The sequence below is a fragment of the Paracoccus lutimaris genome, assembly GCF_003337565.1.
In the GTDB taxonomy this organism is placed as follows: domain Bacteria; phylum Pseudomonadota; class Alphaproteobacteria; order Rhodobacterales; family Rhodobacteraceae; genus Paracoccus; species Paracoccus lutimaris.
Map to the genome: position 1 here is coordinate 76264 of NZ_QPJL01000005.1, position 15678 is coordinate 91941.

Below are 15678 nucleotides of genomic sequence, written 5' to 3' on the forward strand. Positions count from 1 at the left end.
GCGCCCCGCCCGCAGGTTCCCGCGCATCGGGGAACCGGATTTACCTTCGGTAAACCACTAAGGACACAGCATAAATCACCGCAGATACGGCAACGATCGACGGCCCTGCCGGGCTGTCAAGCCAAAGGCTTGCGGAAAGCCCGCCCAGCACCGCGACCGCCCCGATAAGCGTCGCGGAACCCGCCATCTGTTCAGGCGTTTGCGCGAAACCGCGTGCGGTCGCGGCCGGAACGATCAGCATGGCCGAGATCAGAAGCGCCCCCACAAGCCGAATCGCAATCGCCACCACCAGCGCCAAAGCCAGCGACAGGATCAGCCTTTCGCGCGCTGGATCGATGCCGGCGGCCATGGCGAGTTCCTCGTTGACCGAGGCCGTGACCAGCCGCTGCCAGCGCCAGATCAGCAGCCCCGCGATCACTGCGGCCCCACCCCAGATCCAGATCAGATCGGTGCGGGTGACGGCCAGAATGTCGCCAAACAGATAGGCATCAAGCCCGGTCCGCATCGAGGGTACGAAACTGGCCGCAACCAGCCCCAGCGCCAGCGCGCTATGGGCAAGCACCCCCAGCACCGTGTCCATCGGCTGGCCGCGCGCCGTCAGATAGGCCACCGCCAGCGCCATGCCCAGGGCGATCCCCAGTGTGCCCAGATAGATCGGCATGGAAAAGGCCAGGCTCAGCGCCACGCCCAGAATCGCCGCATGCGCGGTCGAATCGCCGAAATAGGCCATGCGCCGCCAGACGACAAAGCAGCCAAGCGCCCCCGTCGCCAGCACCAGACCAAGCCCCGCGAGGATCGCGCGGATCAGGAAGTCGTCAAGCATGATGGTCCCGGTGATGATGTTCATGCGCACAATCGGGGCCGTGGACATGATGTCCCGCCTCCACCACATGGTCGTGGTCGTGATCGTGGTGATGACGGTAAAGCGCCAGCGTGCCCTGCGCATCCATGCCGAACAGCGCCCGATAGGCCGGGGCGGCGCTGACCGCCTGTGGCGTCCCCTCGCAGCAGACATGGCCGTTCAGGCAGACCACCCGGTCCGAGGCCCGCATCACCACCAAAAGGTCATGACTGACCATCAGCACGGCGACGCCGGTCTGGGCGCGGACCTCCTCGATCAGCTGATAAAAGGCGACGATGCCGGGCTGGTCCAGCCCCTGCGTCGGCTCGTCCAGCACCAGCAGCTGCGGATCGTTCAGCAGCGCCCGCGCCAGCAGCACGCGCTGGAACTGGCCGCCCGACAGCGCGCCGATCTGGCGGCCTTCCAGCCCCGGCACGCCGGTGCGCTCCAGGACCGCGCGGGCATCCGCATCGCTGACGCGGACCGGCAGCGACAGAAAGCGGCGCACCGTCATCGGCATGGCGCGATCGATATGGACGCGCTGCGGCACATAGCCGATGCGCAGACCGGGCAGACGATCGACCCGGCCGGTCTGGGCGGCGACATGCCCCAGCAGCGCCCGCACCAGCGTCGACTTGCCCGAGCCGTTCGGCCCGACCACGGTCACGATCTCGGCCGGATCGATGCGGAAATCGACATGACGCAGCACCGGCAGATCGGCCCCGCCATGGCTGACCGACAGATCGGCGGCCCGAATCAGCGCGTTCATGCGGCGGCTTCCGCGCTGCAGCGGGCGCAAAGGCCCAGCAATTCGACCGTGATCCGTTCGGGGGTGAATTCGGACCGCGCCGCCAGATCCTGCAAGGCGCCGCGCAGCGCCGAGGCATCGGCCTCGGCCACCTGCTCGCAGCTGCGGCAGATCAGGAAGACGGGCGCATGGTTGCGTTCGGGCGACAGGCAGGCGGCATAGGCGTTCAGGCGCTGGATGCGATGGGCAAAGCCCTGCTCGACCAGAAATTCCAGCGCCCGATAGGCCACCGGGGGCTGCTTGCCATAGCCGTCCGCCGCCAGCTTTTCCAGAACCTCATAGGCGCCCATGGCGCGATGCGATTCCAGCAGGATTTCCAGCGTGCGGCGGCGCACCGGGGTCAGGCGCACGCCTTCGGCCCGGGTCTGCTCCTCGGCGCGGCGCAGGACCACGGCGGCGCAACTGCTATGGTCATGATCATGAAACGGATCAGGGACGGCATCGGTCATTTTGTTACAGTATCACAAATATTCTTGACGAGTTACGATATAACATAAATAACCTTGCCATTTCCGCAAGTGAGCCTGCCCATGAAAACCGTTCGTTCCCTGTCCCTTGCCGCCCTGGCACTGGCCCCGGCCCTGGCCGCCCATGCCGAGGTGCCGCGCGTCGTCGCCGACCTGCCCGCGGTCGCGGCGCTGGTCCAGCAGGTCATGGGCGATCTGGGCCAGCCCGAAACCCTGATCGCGGCGGGCAGCGACGCGCATCACTATCAGCTGCGCCCCAGTCAGGCCCGCAGCCTGCAACAGGCCGATCTGCTGATCTGGATCGGCCCCGAGATGACGCCCTGGCTGGACCGCGCCGGCAGCGGTCTGGCCGCCAATGCCACGGCGCTGGCGCTGCTGGACCTGCCCGGCACGCATCGTCAGGATTTTGGTGCCAGCGCGGCCCATGATCATGAGCATGAGCATGAGCATGAGCATGAGCATGAAGCCGAATCCGGGCACGACCATGACGAAAGCCATGCCGAGGAAGGCCACGACCATTCCGGCCTTGACCCCCATGCCTGGCTGGCCCCCGGCAATGGCCGGGTTTGGCTGGGCGCCATCGCCGAGGCGCTATCCGCACGCGATCCCGAAAACGCCAAAACCTATGCGGCCAATGCCGCCAAGGCACGCGACGAGCTTGCCGCGCTGGACGCCGAACTGAAATCGAACCTTGCGCCGCTGGCCGGTAAGCCCTTCGTGGTCTTTCACGACGCCTACGGCTATTTCACCGGCCATTACGGGCTGACACCGGCAATCCCGGTCAGTCTTGGCGACGCCTCGACCCCGTCCGCCGCGCGGCTGGCCGAGATCCGCGACCGCATCGCGGCCGAGGGCGCCGTCTGCGCCTTTCCCGAGGCCAATCACGATGCCGGCCTGATCGCCACCGTCATCGAGGGCACCGGACTGCGCCAGGGCGCCGCGCTGGACCCCGAGGGCAGCCTGCTGCCCCCCGGCGCCGATCACTATGCCGCCACGCTGCGCAGCATGGCCAAATCCCTGACCGAGTGCCTGGGCCAGGGCTGACAGGTCAGGGCTGGCTCCGACCTCACGCGCAGGTAGAATCGCCGCCGGGCCGAATATGGTCCGGCGGCTCTGTCTTATGCGGCATCATTCGTGGAATCGGTTGATATAAATATAATTTTCTTCAGGAAAAATTCCTGACTAATTTCCTTTGACATTCCCTACGGAATTTGTCAGGTTGCTGTCACCGCGATAGCAACGAGGACAAGGACATGACCGCGACCCGCCCCGCCGAATTCACGCGTCCCGGCGTGACCGCCCTGCAACGCCTGCCCGAATATGATGCCGAATTGCTGACTGCCGGCGGCAATCAGGCGCTGATCGTTCTGGGCGATCAGGTCTACAACCTGCGCATCACCCGCGCAGGCAAGCTTATTCTGACGAAGTAATTTCCCCGAAGCCGGCGCGGATTACCCGCGCCGTGGCCCTTTTCCCTCGGGTCGCGCCCCCTATGCGGGGGCGCGATTCGTTTTGGGACCCGGCTTGAAGCCGCCCGGTTTCCCGCCCGGCTTGCCGGATTTGAAATCGCGACCGGGCTTGCCGTCGCCTTGGGGTTTTCCGCCCTCACCACGCGGCTTGAACCCGCCCGGCTTGCCGTCCCGAGGCTTGAAGCCACCCCGCTCACCCTCGCCCGAGCGCGGACGTTCACCACCCTTGAAGCCGGGCTTGCCGCTGCGCGCCGGACGTTCACCGTCCCGCGGCGCATCCGCGCGGTCCCGGAACCCCGAAGGCTTGCCATAGGGCTTGCGCTCGCCATCCTCGCGGCGGGCGAAAGGCTTGCGGTCGCCGTCTTCACGACGGGCATAGGGTTTACGATCCCCGTCCTCACGCTTCACGAAGGGTTTGCGCTCACCGTCCTCGCGCTTGGCATAGGGGCGGCGCTCGCCGTCCTCACGCTTCACAAAGGGCTTGCGCTCACCGTCCTCGCGCTTGGCATAGGGGCGGCGCTCGCCGTCCTCACGCTTCACGAAAGGCTTGCGGTCCCCGTCCTCGCGCTTGGCATAGGGGCGGCGTTCGCCGTCTTCACGTTTCACGAAAGGCTTGCGGTCCCCGTCCTCGCGCTTGGCATAGGGGCGGCGTTCGCCATCCTCACGCTTCACGAAAGGCTTGCGCTCACCGTCCTCGCGGCGCGCAAAAGGACGGCGCTCGCCATCCGGGCGGGGGCCACGGCTGCGGCCCTCGTCATCGGAACGCGCGGCGCCACGCTCGCGGAAGCTGCGGGGTTTTTCGTCGGTCTCGCCGGTCAGCAGCCCGCCCAGCTGGTCGCGCAGCACCTTGCGCTTGACCTCGCGGACCTCGTTTTCTTCCATGCCGGTCAGCTTGAAGGGGCCGTAGCCGACGCGGATCAGCCGGTTCACGATCAGCCCGACATGGGCCATGGCGCGGCGGATCTCGCGGTTCTTGCCCTCGCGGATGCCGACGGTCAGCCAGGCATTGGCGCCCTGCTGGCTGTCCAGGCTGATCTCCATCGGCTGGAATTCCTCGCCGTCGATGGTGACGCCGCGGCGCAGGGGGGCAAAGGTCAGGTCATTGGGCTGGCCGTTGACGCGCACGCGATAGCGGCGCAGCCAGCCGGTGGTGGGCAGTTCCAACCGGCGCTTGAGCTCACCGTCATTGGTCAGCAAAAGCAGCCCCTCGGAATTCAGGTCCAGCCGGCCGACGGTCATCACCCGCGGCAGATCGCGCGGCAGCGCATCGAACACCGTCTGGCGCCCCTTTTCATCCGAGGACGAGGTCACCAGCCCAAGCGGCTTGTAATAGAGCCAAAGCCGGGTTTCCTGCGGCTCGTCCAGCGGCTTGCCATCGACGCGGATCTTGTCCGAGGGCGTGACATCCAGCGCCGGGCTGTCGATCTTTTGCCCGTTCACGCTGACGCGGCCCTCAAGGATCATGCGTTCAGCCTCGCGGCGGCTGGCGACGCCCGCGCGCGCCATCACCTTGGCGATGCGGTCGGCATTGGGATTGGCATTGGGGGATTCGGGGGTGTCGGTCATGGCGATCTCCTGCGCATCTCTGCGGTGGCAAAGCGGGATGAATACGCCATCCGCCCCCGAAAGGAAAGGGAGACATGCGGGCCTGACCAGAGGTCAGAGGCCCGCGCCGGCGATCCGTGCAGGTGCGCTTTCAGATTGCAGGCAAGGACGGAACTGCATGGGACATGCGTTCACGCGCAAAGGACGGAATGTGGATGGGTGATTTCGGGTTGAAATGGTGCCGCAGAAGGGACTCGAACCCCCGACCCCAACATTACGAATGTCGTGCTCTACCAGCTGAGCTACTGCGGCATCCGCGCCGATGTATCAGCGCAGGGCGATCCTCGCAAGACGCATTTGCGCCCGTTCGGACCTCTGGTCTTGGCGGGGGCGAGGCCGCCCCGACCGGCAAGCGCTGCCGTCTTCCGGCATGTCTTGCGCCGCGCCGGATAACAGGTTCCGGCACGGCGCGAAAGAGGGGGTCAGCGCTTTTTGGCCGCCACCGGCACATCGTCCAGCGGCTCGACATCGGGGCGGACCGGCAGGATATCGCCCTGCCTCGCGATCTGCGGCTTATGCGCAGGCTCGGGCCTAAGAAGCTCGGGGCGCGGGGCCTCGGGTTCCGGCTCGGGCTCGGGATCGGTGACGGTCATCGCCGGCTCACCCGTGTCGTCGTAATCCGATTCCCGCGGCACCATGCCCGGCGCGACATGCGGCAGATCGGAGCCGGAGGCTTTCTCGGGCGCTTTCTCGGCGGGCTTCGGGGCGGCGGGCGGCGGGTCGTCGGGTTCGTCGCCGATCATGCCCGGCCGCAGGCTGGCGGTGCCGGGTGCGACCACCTCGGCATCGGCGGCGGCGTCGCGGCGCGCGGGCACCGGGGCCGCAGGCGCGCCGACCAGCAAGGGCAGCATCTCGACGCCATTGCCGGGCATGGTGCCCCAGACCGGGGTCTGCGGCTCGCGCCAGCTCAGCGTGTCAAAGCCGCCGCAGCTGTCGCAGACCGGCGACCATTCGGCCATGACATTATGGCACTTGTCGCAGACCCATTGCGGGCCACGGCTGGCGACCAGCGCCCTCGCCAGAATGCCGCGCACCACCGCGTCGTCGCCCCCCTCGCCGCGCTCGATCGCGGCCAGCAGCGACAGCGAACGCACGGTCGGGTGCTTTTCGGCCAGATCGCCAAGCGCACGGCGGGCACCGGGGAAATCCTCGGCGGTCAGCAACAGCTCGGCGCGCAACAGCCGGGTTTCCTCGTGATCGGGGTTTTGCCGCATCAGGTCCTCGAAACGGCGCAGCCTTGCAGCCGGCTTTTCATCGGGGACGATCTCGGCATAAGTCGAGGCGATCGAGGGATGGGGCCGCACGCTCCAAGTCTTTTGCAGGACGCGGCTGGCATTGCGAGCGTCATTTTGCGCGATATAGCTGCGGGCCGCCAGCACCGCCGCCGGAACCAGATCCGGGCTGGCGCGGCTGGCCGAGATCGCGGCCTCGCGCGCGCTGATCGAATTGCCCTCGGCCAGCACGTCCGAGGCCTCTTTCAGCGCCAGCACGGCGTCGCGGCGGATATGGACGTCCTGCGGCAATTGCCCCTGCTTGCGCTTGTCCTTGAGGACCGCGCGCGCGCCTTTCCAGTCGCCCTGCCGGGTCTGCAATTCCAGCAGCGTATCCTGTACCTCGGCATGGCGCGGCTTCAACGCATAGGCCTTTTCGGCCAGTTTCAGCGCGGTAGCGGTGTCGCCCTCGGCCAGTTTCTGGCGCAGAAGGCCGCGCACCCCGACGAAACGGGTGCGTTCGTCATTCAGCAGGCGGCGATAGACCTCGCCCGCCTTGGCCTTGTCGCCCGCCACCTCGGCGGCCTGCGCGGCCAAAAGCTCGGTCACCTGCGCATTGTCCAAAAGCTTGGCGGCGCGGGCGGCCTTGTCCTGCGCCAGCCGCCCCTCGCCCGAGGCGACGGCCAGCATGCCTTCGGACAGTGCCGCATAGCCCTTGCGCTCGCGCGAGCGGTCGAAATAGCGGGTGATCGCGGTTTCATCCCCCATCAGGAACCGCACAAAGGCCAGAGCCAGCATCAACAGCCTGACCACCAGCCAGCCCAGCAGCACGACGACGGTCGCCGCGATCATGGTCTGGACCGGTCCCAGCACATATTCGGTGCCGCCATAGACCAGCGTCAGCCCATCACCGCTTTCCGAAAGCTGCATCGCGCCCAACGTGACGGCCAGGACGATAGCGAAAAAGATCAGTATTTTCAAAGCCGAAAGCAGCATCTGATCCCCCTTACAGGCTGCCGGCGGCCAAAGTGGCCAGCGCGGTATCGGCATCAACCCAGATCTGGGCACGGGTCGTCCAGCCGGCCATGGCCTCTTGCGCCGGCTGCGGCAGGCTGGCTATTCCGGCCAGCGCGCCGCGAATATCGCCGGCCTTCACCGCCGCATCGGCGCGCGAGAGCACCGCGTCGGGATCATCCCCCTCGCGCGGCTCGACCGAGCGGGCGCCGGTCTGCACGCGCAGGAAATCCCCGATCACGCCAAAGGCCCCGCCCTGATTGGGCGCGGCGTTCAGCGCGGCGGCCAGCCCGGCACGGGCGGCGGCTGGGAATTCGGCGCGCAGCTGTTCCAGCGTCGGCACATCGCCGGTCAGCACCGCCGGCGGCGCGACACCCGCAGCATTCAGATCGGTCAGCGCCTGATCGCGGCTGCCACCGGTCTCGATGGCGGCGCGTAAGGCGGCGGCGGCCGTCGCGGCCTGTGCACGGCGGTTCGCGGCCTCGGCGCTGTCCTGCAGCGCGGAGGCCTGCGATTCGGCGGCGGCAATGCGCTGCTCGGCCTCGGCGGCCGAGGCGGCGATCTGGCTTTGCAGCGCCTCGGCCTGCGCAACGAAGCCCTGCAATTGCTCGGCCGAGCCGGCATCCCCTGCCGGGCGCGAGGCCAATTCGTCAAGGCGCTGCTGCTGGGCGGCCAGCCGGGCGGTCATCTCGTTCAGGACCGCCTGCATCTGCTCGCCCCCCTCGCCCGAGACGACGGGCGCCACGACCGGGCGCGCGGCCAGATCGGCGACGGTCTTTTCTAGCGCCGCCAGCTGGCCGGTCAGTGCCGAGACATCGCCCGGGGGCTGAAGATCGGCCAGCGCCTGACGCGCGGCATCGGCCCCGGCCTCGGCGGCGCGGTTGGCGATGGCCTCGGTTTGGGTGCGGAATTCGGCGGTCGCGGCCTCGGCCCCGGCGGCGCGGGCGGCCTCAAGCTGGCCCTCGGCGGGGGCGGCGGCGGGCGCGACCGGTTGCCATGCGGCGGGCAGATGCGGAATCGCCCAATAGGCGGCGCCGGCACCAAGGCCGGCCGCGACCACACCGCCCAGAAAGGTCGGCATGAAGCCGGCCTTGCGCACCTCGACCACGCGGGTCTCGACCTTGGTCGCGGGGGCCGGATTGGGGGCCGCATTGGCGGACGGGGCGGCGGCAGAAGGGGTGGCGGGCGCGGCGGCGGGCTTCACCGGCTCGGGCTTGGCGGCCTCCTTGACCGGCTCGGATTTCGTCACCGGGGGCACGCTGCTGGCGGCGGATTTCGCGGCTGCGGCCGATTCGGCTGCGGCATTCGGCCCGGTCGCGGCTTTGGGCGCGGCGGCCTCCGGCCCCTTTCCCGAACCGACCAGCTTCGACTCGACCAGCGGCTTCGGCTCAGACTTGGCGGCAGCGGCACCATCGCCCGCGCTGATCGGATGGCTGTCGATCACCGCCCCTGATACGGGTTTCTTTTTGCTGTCCTTTCCGGGGGTTGCCTTGTTTTCGCTGGCATCGGTCTCTGGCTTTTTCACAACTCTTCCCCGTTCCCTTATGGATCGCGCCGCAGCTGGCTTGCGCCTGTGCCGTGCCGGCTGGGGGCGATCGTGCCTCTGGCTCTGGCGGTCAGTCTAGACGGCACGGCGCAGCGCCTCAACCCGCGCGTCACATGGATTGTTCCGGCAAGTCCCGGGACTTCAGCAGCGTCCCAATCGCTCGCAGCACGCCCATGGCATCGGGGATTGCCGCAACGGCAAGGCGGTCCTGCCGACCCTGCCACCGGGCGGCGGCAGCGGCGCTGATCGCCACCAGCCACAGCGCCGCATGCGCCTGCCCCAGCTGCGCCGAAAGCAACCCGGCCGAACGCGGCGAAAACAGCGGCAGGATCACCGGCGCGCTGCCCGCCAGCACCCGATGCGCGGCATCCGTCAGCGGCTGGGGCATCTGGTCATAGACCACCATCCCCGGCACCGGCAGCTGCCTAGCGACATGGGCGCCATGCGGATGCAGCCAGTCTTCACCCAACCCGGCCAGCAGCGGCATCATCCGCGCCGCGTCGCCCGGCCCCTCGGTCACATTGAACCCCGCCGCCCGCGCCGCCTCGGCCGTCGCCGGTCCGACGCAGATCGCGGGCCGCCCCTGCCCCGGACCGGCCCAGGGCACCGCATGAACCGAGGTAAAGACCAGCCCCTGCGCCTGCGCCAGCCGCGCGGTATCATGGGCGACCGGCACAATGCGCAGAACCGGCGCGATCACCGTTTCCAGCCCCAGATGCGCGGCCTCTGCGGCAAAACGCCGCGAGGCCGGCTCGGGCCGGGTCAGCAGCAGCACGGGGGCGGCGTCGGAAGACGAGGTGTCAGAAGGCATGGCACGCGGCATGGAAATCGGCGGGGCAAGATGTTACGTCCCATTGCCTAGGCCCTTGGCCGCACAGGAACAAGGATAAGCATGGCACTGACCTTTCTGGGCATCGAAAGCAGTTGCGACGACACCGCGGCGGCGGTGGTGCGCGACGACCGTGATATCCTTGCCTCGGTAGTGGCGGGACAGACCGCGCTGCATGCCGATTTCGGCGGCGTCGTCCCCGAGATCGCCGCCCGCGCCCATGCCGAGAAACTGGATGCCTGCGTCGAGGAGGCCCTGTCGCAGGCCGGCCTGCGGCTTGCCGATCTGGACGGGATCGCGGTCACCGCCGGGCCGGGGCTGATCGGTGGCGTGCTGTCGGGCGTCATGCTGGCCAAGGGGCTGGCCATCGGCAGCGGGCTGCCGCTGATCGGCGTGAACCATCTGGCGGGCCATGCGCTGACCCCGCGCCTGACCGATGGCGTGGCCTATCCCTATCTGATGCTGCTGGTCTCGGGCGGGCATTGCCAGTTCCTGTCGGTGACCGGCCCCGACAGCTTTACCCGCCTTGGCGGCACCATCGACGACGCCCCGGGCGAGGCCTTCGACAAGATCGCCAAGCTTCTGGGCCTGCCGCAACCGGGCGGCCCCTCGGTCGAGGCGGCGGCGCGCGCGGGCAATCCCCGGCGTTTTGCCCTGCCCCGCCCGCTTCTGGACCGGCCGGGCTGCGATCTCAGCTTTTCGGGGCTGAAAACCGCCGTGCTGCGCCAGCGCGACGATCTGGCCGCCGCGCAGGGGGGCCTGCATGAACAGGACCGCGCCGATCTTTGCGCGGGCTTTCAGGCGGCGGTCGCGGATGTGCTGGCTGAAAAGACCCGCCGCGCGCTCGCGCAGACCGGCGCGCCGGTGCTGGCCGTGGCCGGGGGCGTCGCCGCCAACCAGACCCTGCGCGCGGCGCTGCAAACCATCGCCGCCGAAGCCGGCGCCGCCTTTCTTGCGCCGCCCTTGCGGCTTTGTACCGACAATGCCGCGATGATCGCCTGGGCCGGGATCGAGGCTTACAACGCCGGCCAGCGCGACGGCATGGACCTGGCCGCGCGTCCGCGCTGGCCGCTGGATCAGAACGCCGCCCCGATGCTGGGCGCGGGCAAGAAGGGGGCCAAGGCATGAGCGTTTCGGTGATCGGCGCGGGGGCCTTTGGCACCGCATTGGCGGTCAGTCTGGCCAGCAAGGGGCAGGTCGCGCTGTGGGGACGCGATACCGGCTGGGCGCGCGAGCGCGAGAACCCGCGCCTGCCCGGCGTGCGCCTGCCCGCCGGATTGCAGGTGACCGCCCGGCTGGAGAAAATCGACTCGGAAACCCTGCTGCTGGCGCTACCCGCGCAGGTGCTGGGCGGTTTCCTGACCGAACATGCCGATTGGCTGGACGGCCGCCGGCTGGTCAATTGCGCCAAGGGCATCGATCTGGCGACACTGACCGGCCCCTCGGCCCTGATCGCGGCGGCCTGTCCCAAGGCCACGGTGGCGGTGCTGACCGGACCCAGTTTTGCGACCGATATCGCGCGCGGGCTGCCCACGGCGCTGACGCTCGCCTGCGCCGATCCGCAGGCCGCCGAGGCGCTGCAGACCGACCTGACCACCGCCTCGCTGCGGCTTTACCGCACCACGGATGTCGCGGGCGCGGAACTGGGCGGGGCGCTGAAAAACATCATCGCCATTGCCGCCGGCGCCGCCATCGGCGCGGGCTACGGCGACAGCGCGCGAGCCAGCGTCGTCACCCGCGGCTTTGCCGAAATGCAGCGCCTTGCCAGCGCGCTTGGCGCAAGGCCGGAGACACTGAACGGGCTTTCGGGACTGGGCGATCTGGTCCTGACCTGCACCTCGGAACAGTCGCGCAATTTCCGCTATGGCCTTGCTTTGGGGGCCGGCCGCCCCTTTGCGCAGGGCACCACGGTCGAGGGCGCCGCCACCGCCCGCGCCGTCAGCTCGCTTGCCCGCCAGAAGGGCATCGAGATGCCGATCTCGGATCTGGTGGCCGGCCTTGCCGAAGGCCGCATCGCCATGAAACATGCCCTGAACCTTTTGCTGAACCGTCCCCTCAAGGAGGAATGATGCCCCTTTTCGCCGTGATCTGCCGCGACCATGCCGGCAAGCTGCAAACCCGTCTGGACACCCGTGAAAAGCACCTGGCCTTTCTGAAAGCCCAGCCCGGCCTGAAGATGGCCGGCCCCCTAATCGAAGAGGGCGAGATGCGCGGCTCGCTTCTGGTGGTCGAGGCCGAGGATTTGACCCGTGTCAAGGACTGGGCCGCGACCGATCCCTACAAGGCGGCGGATCTGTTTGCCTCGGTCGAGGTGATCGAGTGGAAAAAGGTGATCGGCTGATGGCGCATTGGCTTTTCAAATCCGAGCCGGACGTCTTCAGCTTTGACGACCTGATCGCCAAGGGCGAGACGGGCGAGGAATGGGACGGCGTGCGCAATTATCAGGCCCGCAACAACATGCGCGCCATGCAGATCGGCGATCGCGGTTTCTTCTATCACTCGAATATCGGCAAGGAGGTCGTCGGCATCTGCGAGGTGGTGGCGCTGGCCCATCCGGATTCGAAAGCCGCCGACCCCAGATGGGAATGCGTCGATATCCGCGCCGTGGCGCGGGTCACGCGCCCGATCTCGCTGGACGAGGCCAAGGCCGAGCCGCGCCTGAAAGACATGGTGCTGGTCAATAATTCGCGCCTGTCGGTGCAGCCGGTCTCGGACGCGGAATGGCAGGTCATTCTAGAACTCGCCGGCGGAACCCGGCCACTGTAAGCGCAAGTTAGGCACCGGCCCCAAGGCCGGCACCGAAAGGAAAGACATGGCACGCACGCCCACCATCATCGCCGACCGTCCGACGACGAAACGCATCGGCGCCCTGCGCGCGCTCTGGCCGTTCATCCGCCCCTATCGCGGGCTGATGCTGGCGGCGATGGCGGCGCTGGTGGTGACCGCGGGGATCAGCCTGATCCTGCCCCTGGCGGTGCGCCGGGTGGTGGACGGGTTCGACGCGGGCGCGCATCTGCTGGATCAGTATTTCGGCGCGGCGCTGGCCATCGTGGCGCTGCTCGCGACCGGGACCGGCCTGCGCTATTACCTTGTCACCCGTCTGGGCGAGCGCGTCGTCGCCGATATCCGCAAGGCCGTCTTTGCCCGCGTCATCGCCATGAGCCCGGCCTTTTACGAACGCGTGCTGACCGGCGAGATCATCAGCCGCATCACCACCGACACGACGCTGATCCAGTCGGTGATCGGCTCGTCCGTGTCGGTCGCGCTGCGCAATTTCCTGATCCTGATCGGCGGCATGGTCATGCTGGTCTGGACCTCGGCCAAGCTCTCGCTGCTGCTGCTGGTGCTGGTGCCGGTGGTTGTCGTCCCGATCATCGTGCTGGGCCGGCGGCTGCGCGGGCTTTCGCGCGAAAATCAGGACTGGATCGCGCAATCCTCGGGCGCGGCCTCGGAAAGCCTGCTGTCGGCGCAGACCGTGCAGGCCTTCACCCATGAAGGCCCGACCCGCGCCCGCTTTGACGATGTGACCGAGCGCTCGTTCGATTCGGCGCTGCGCCGGGTGCAGACGCGCACGGTGATGACCGTGATCGTGATCTTCCTGATCTTTTCGGGCGTGCTGGGGGTGCTGTGGATCGGCGCCCGCGATGTCCGGCTTGAGACGATGACCGTGGGCGAACTGGTGCAATTCGTCATCTATGCCGTGCTGGTCGCCGGTGCCGTCGGCGCGCTTTCGGAAATCTGGGGCGAATTGCAGCGCGCCGCCGGCGCGACCGAGCGCCTGACCGAGCTGCTGACCGCCGAGGACAGCCTGCGCGACCCCGTCCATCCTGTGCCCCTGCCCCGCCCGGTCAAGGGCCGGATCGATTTCGACGAGGTGACCTTCCACTATCCCAGCCGGCCCGACCGCTCGGCGCTGGAAAACGTCACGCTGGAGATCGCGCCCGGCGAAACCGTGGCGCTGGTCGGCCCCTCGGGCGCCGGCAAGACCACCGTGATCCAGCTGATCCAGCGGTTCTGGGACCCTGATGCCGGCGTAGTGCGGCTGGACGGGATCAATCTGCGCGACATGGCGCGGGCCGATTTCCGCCAGGCCATCGCGCTGGTGCCGCAGGACCCGGTGATCTTTGCCACCACCGCGCGCGAGAATATCCGCTTTGGCCGACCCGGCGCCTCGGATGCCGAGGTCGAGGCCGCCGCCCGCGCCGCCCATGCCGACGAATTCCTGACCCTGCTGCCCGAAGGCTATGACAGCTATGTGGGCGAACGCGGCGTGATGCTGTCGGGGGGCCAAAAGCAGCGCATCGCCATTGCCCGCGCCATCCTGCGCGACGCGCCGATCCTGCTGCTGGACGAGGCGACCAGCGCGCTGGACGCGGAATCCGAACGGCTGGTGCAAGAGGCGGTGGACGAGCTGGCCCGCACCCGCACCACGATCATCGTGGCGCATCGGCTGGCGACGGTGAAAAAGGCCGACCGCATCGTGGTCTTTGACCATGGCCGCATCGTGGCGCAGGGCCGGCATGACGAGTTGGTGGCGCAGGGCGGGCTTTATGCGCGTCTGGCCCGGCTACAATTCACCGAAGGCTTTGCCGATGCCGGGGCCGCGGCGGCGGAATAGCCCGCCGCCATTCCGCCGCGCTGCTGGCTCAGCGCCGTTTGGGGGCGCTGTAGACCGCCGCCCAGAACACCGTCTTGCCATCGGCAGCGATCGCCTTGCCGATGCCGTAATGCTGGATCTGCGGGATCAGGATATTGGCCAGATGCCCACTGGAGCGTTCCCACTCCACCAGCACCCGCTCCTGTCCCCAGGGGCCGGCGGCGATGTTTTCGGCGGTCAGCCTGGGCTTGTAGCCGGTCTTCTTGACCCGCTGCATCGGGCCGCGCGTCCCGACGCCGCGATGCGAGACCACGCTGCGCTGCGCCATGTCGCAGGCATGACGCGCCGCCGCCAGCGCCAGATCGGCATTGGCGCGCAGGGGCTTCAGCCCGCGCTGCTTGCGGGTGGCATTGGTGGCGCGGACCGCCGCCTCATTCTCGTGACGTGAGGTATTGTAGCAGGTGACCGGACCAAGACTGGGCGACTTGGTCGATATCTTCACATCGACCGCCGCCACCGGCATTGCCAGCAGACCGGAAAAAGCAAACACAATCAGTGATTTGACTATTTTCGACAGCATTTGACCCCCTATTCCTGCCGCGAAGCTAGGATTCTCAGTTCAATTTCTCAACCATTGATTGTCTAAAATGTCCGGGAACCGCCGCGTCGGCCAAACGTTGCCCAATCAAGTCAATCTGAAAGGAATAGCGATGGCTTTCTGGGATTTCGTGAAGGATGCAGGGAAATCGGTTCTTGGCAGCGAGGCCGAGGCCGCGCCGGCACCCGCCGCCGCCCAGCCCGCCCAAAGCGACACCGACCGCAAGGTCGCCGCGCTCAAGGCCGAGCTGAAGGCGCTGGGGCTGACCGCCAAGGACGTGCATCTGACGCTGCGCGGCGGTGACACGATCATCATCTCGGGCAAGGCCCGCGATCAGGAGACGCTGGAAAAGCTGGTCCTGGCGCTTGGCAACATCAAGGGCATCGCCCGCGTCGAGCTGGCCCCCGACACCACCACCGAGACCCCGGCCCCGGCTGGCGCCAAGCCGGTCTTCCATACCGTGCAGAAGGGCGAGACGCTCTCGGCCATCGCCAAGCATTATCTGGGCAGTGCAAACCGTTACCGCGAGATCTTCGAAGCCAACAAGCCCATGCTCAGCGATCCCGACAAGATCTATCCGGGCCAGACCCTGCGCATTCCGCAGACCTGACCTGACGTTCTGACGCTGCGTTTTGACATGCCGGGGCGTGGCTGGAACTTGCCCCGGCACCATGTTTCGGACCATGCTCACCC

General features: G+C 67.9%; 16 protein-coding genes and 1 tRNA gene. 8 read left to right on the forward strand and 9 right to left on the reverse strand.

Annotation, left to right across the window (positions count from 1 at the left end):
• Nucleotides 1-40: 40 nt before the first annotated feature.
• From DFP89_RS06475 to DFP89_RS06485, 3 genes are read right to left on the reverse strand one after another with little or no spacing between them, the layout of a single operon-like run.
• Entirely contained in the window at nucleotides 41-823 is a 783-nt protein-coding gene (locus DFP89_RS06475) for a metal ABC transporter permease (RefSeq protein WP_114348740.1), read from the reverse strand.
• Nucleotides 816-1610 carry a metal ABC transporter ATP-binding protein gene (locus tag DFP89_RS06480; protein ID WP_114348739.1) on the reverse strand — a complete coding sequence of 265 codons (795 nt, stop codon included), beginning with the start codon at nucleotides 1608-1610 and terminating at the stop codon, nucleotides 816-818. The genes DFP89_RS06475 and DFP89_RS06480 overlap by 8 nt, the downstream gene beginning before the upstream one ends.
• A complete protein-coding gene (locus tag DFP89_RS06485; RefSeq protein WP_114348615.1) occupies nucleotides 1607-2098 on the reverse strand; it encodes a Fur family transcriptional regulator in 492 nt (163 codons plus the stop codon). The genes DFP89_RS06480 and DFP89_RS06485 overlap by 4 nt, the downstream gene beginning before the upstream one ends.
• Nucleotides 2099-2179: 81 nt before the next feature.
• Here DFP89_RS06485 and DFP89_RS06490 point away from each other — a divergent pair, with 81 nt between their 5' ends.
• Both DFP89_RS06490 and hemP read left to right on the forward strand, forming a co-directional pair.
• Complete coding sequence (locus DFP89_RS06490) at nucleotides 2180-3160, forward strand: zinc ABC transporter substrate-binding protein (protein WP_114348616.1); 981 nt, start codon at nucleotides 2180-2182, stop codon at nucleotides 3158-3160.
• A 209-nt stretch (nucleotides 3161-3369) separates the two neighbouring features.
• Complete coding sequence (hemP, locus tag DFP89_RS06495; protein ID WP_010394206.1) at nucleotides 3370-3546, forward strand: hemin uptake protein HemP; 177 nt, start codon at nucleotides 3370-3372, stop codon at nucleotides 3544-3546.
• A 60-nt stretch (nucleotides 3547-3606) separates the two neighbouring features.
• Here the strand turns inward: hemP and DFP89_RS06500 are convergent, their stop codons facing one another.
• From DFP89_RS06500 to DFP89_RS06520, 5 genes are all read right to left on the reverse strand, one after another.
• Nucleotides 3607-5151: a pseudouridine synthase gene (locus DFP89_RS06500; protein WP_114348617.1), complete on the reverse strand. Its 1545-nt coding sequence runs from the start codon at nucleotides 5149-5151 to the stop codon at nucleotides 3607-3609.
• A 215-nt stretch (nucleotides 5152-5366) separates the two neighbouring features.
• Nucleotides 5367-5442: transfer RNA gene (locus tag DFP89_RS06505), tRNA-Thr, on the reverse strand.
• A gap of 170 nt (nucleotides 5443-5612) precedes the next feature.
• Nucleotides 5613-7397 (reverse strand): heme biosynthesis protein HemY, encoded by a 1785-nt coding sequence (locus tag DFP89_RS06510; protein ID WP_114348618.1) that lies wholly within the window; start codon nucleotides 7395-7397, stop codon nucleotides 5613-5615.
• 10 nt (nucleotides 7398-7407) lie between these two features.
• Nucleotides 7408-8940: a COG4223 family protein gene (locus tag DFP89_RS06515; RefSeq protein WP_114348619.1), complete on the reverse strand. Its 1533-nt coding sequence runs from the start codon at nucleotides 8938-8940 to the stop codon at nucleotides 7408-7410.
• Nucleotides 8941-9070: 130 nt separating this feature from the next.
• A complete protein-coding gene (locus DFP89_RS06520) occupies nucleotides 9071-9772 on the reverse strand; it encodes a uroporphyrinogen-III synthase (protein WP_114348741.1) in 702 nt (233 codons plus the stop codon).
• Nucleotides 9773-9847: 75 nt separating this feature from the next.
• Between DFP89_RS06520 and tsaD the strand changes: the two genes are divergently transcribed.
• From tsaD to DFP89_RS06545, 5 genes are read left to right on the forward strand one after another with little or no spacing between them, the layout of a single operon-like run.
• Nucleotides 9848-10918, forward strand: a complete 1071-nt coding sequence (gene tsaD, locus DFP89_RS06525) for a tRNA (adenosine(37)-N6)-threonylcarbamoyltransferase complex transferase subunit TsaD (RefSeq protein WP_114348620.1) — start codon at nucleotides 9848-9850, stop codon at nucleotides 10916-10918.
• Nucleotides 10915-11859: an NAD(P)H-dependent glycerol-3-phosphate dehydrogenase gene (locus DFP89_RS06530; protein ID WP_114348621.1), complete on the forward strand. Its 945-nt coding sequence runs from the start codon at nucleotides 10915-10917 to the stop codon at nucleotides 11857-11859. Before tsaD ends, DFP89_RS06530 begins: the two co-directional genes overlap by 4 nt.
• Nucleotides 11859-12131, forward strand: a complete 273-nt coding sequence (locus tag DFP89_RS06535; RefSeq protein ID WP_425452642.1) for a YciI family protein — start codon at nucleotides 11859-11861, stop codon at nucleotides 12129-12131. The genes DFP89_RS06530 and DFP89_RS06535 overlap by 1 nt, the downstream gene beginning before the upstream one ends.
• Nucleotides 12131-12556 (forward strand): EVE domain-containing protein, encoded by a 426-nt coding sequence (locus tag DFP89_RS06540; RefSeq protein WP_114348623.1) that lies wholly within the window; start codon nucleotides 12131-12133, stop codon nucleotides 12554-12556. Before DFP89_RS06535 ends, DFP89_RS06540 begins: the two co-directional genes overlap by 1 nt.
• A gap of 46 nt (nucleotides 12557-12602) precedes the next feature.
• The gene (locus tag DFP89_RS06545) at nucleotides 12603-14408 is read left to right on the forward strand and encodes an ABC transporter transmembrane domain-containing protein (RefSeq protein ID WP_114348624.1); all 1806 of its coding nucleotides are present in this window, start codon (nucleotides 12603-12605) and stop codon (nucleotides 14406-14408) included.
• 28 nt (nucleotides 14409-14436) lie between these two features.
• Here the strand turns inward: DFP89_RS06545 and DFP89_RS06550 are convergent, their stop codons facing one another.
• Nucleotides 14437-14937, reverse strand: a complete 501-nt coding sequence (locus DFP89_RS06550) for a CAP domain-containing protein (protein ID WP_245948612.1) — start codon at nucleotides 14935-14937, stop codon at nucleotides 14437-14439.
• 160 nt (nucleotides 14938-15097) lie between these two features.
• Here DFP89_RS06550 and lysM point away from each other — a divergent pair, with 160 nt between their 5' ends.
• Nucleotides 15098-15595: a peptidoglycan-binding protein LysM gene (gene lysM, locus DFP89_RS06555; protein WP_114348625.1), complete on the forward strand. Its 498-nt coding sequence runs from the start codon at nucleotides 15098-15100 to the stop codon at nucleotides 15593-15595.
• The last annotated feature ends 83 nt before the right edge of the window (nucleotides 15596-15678 follow it).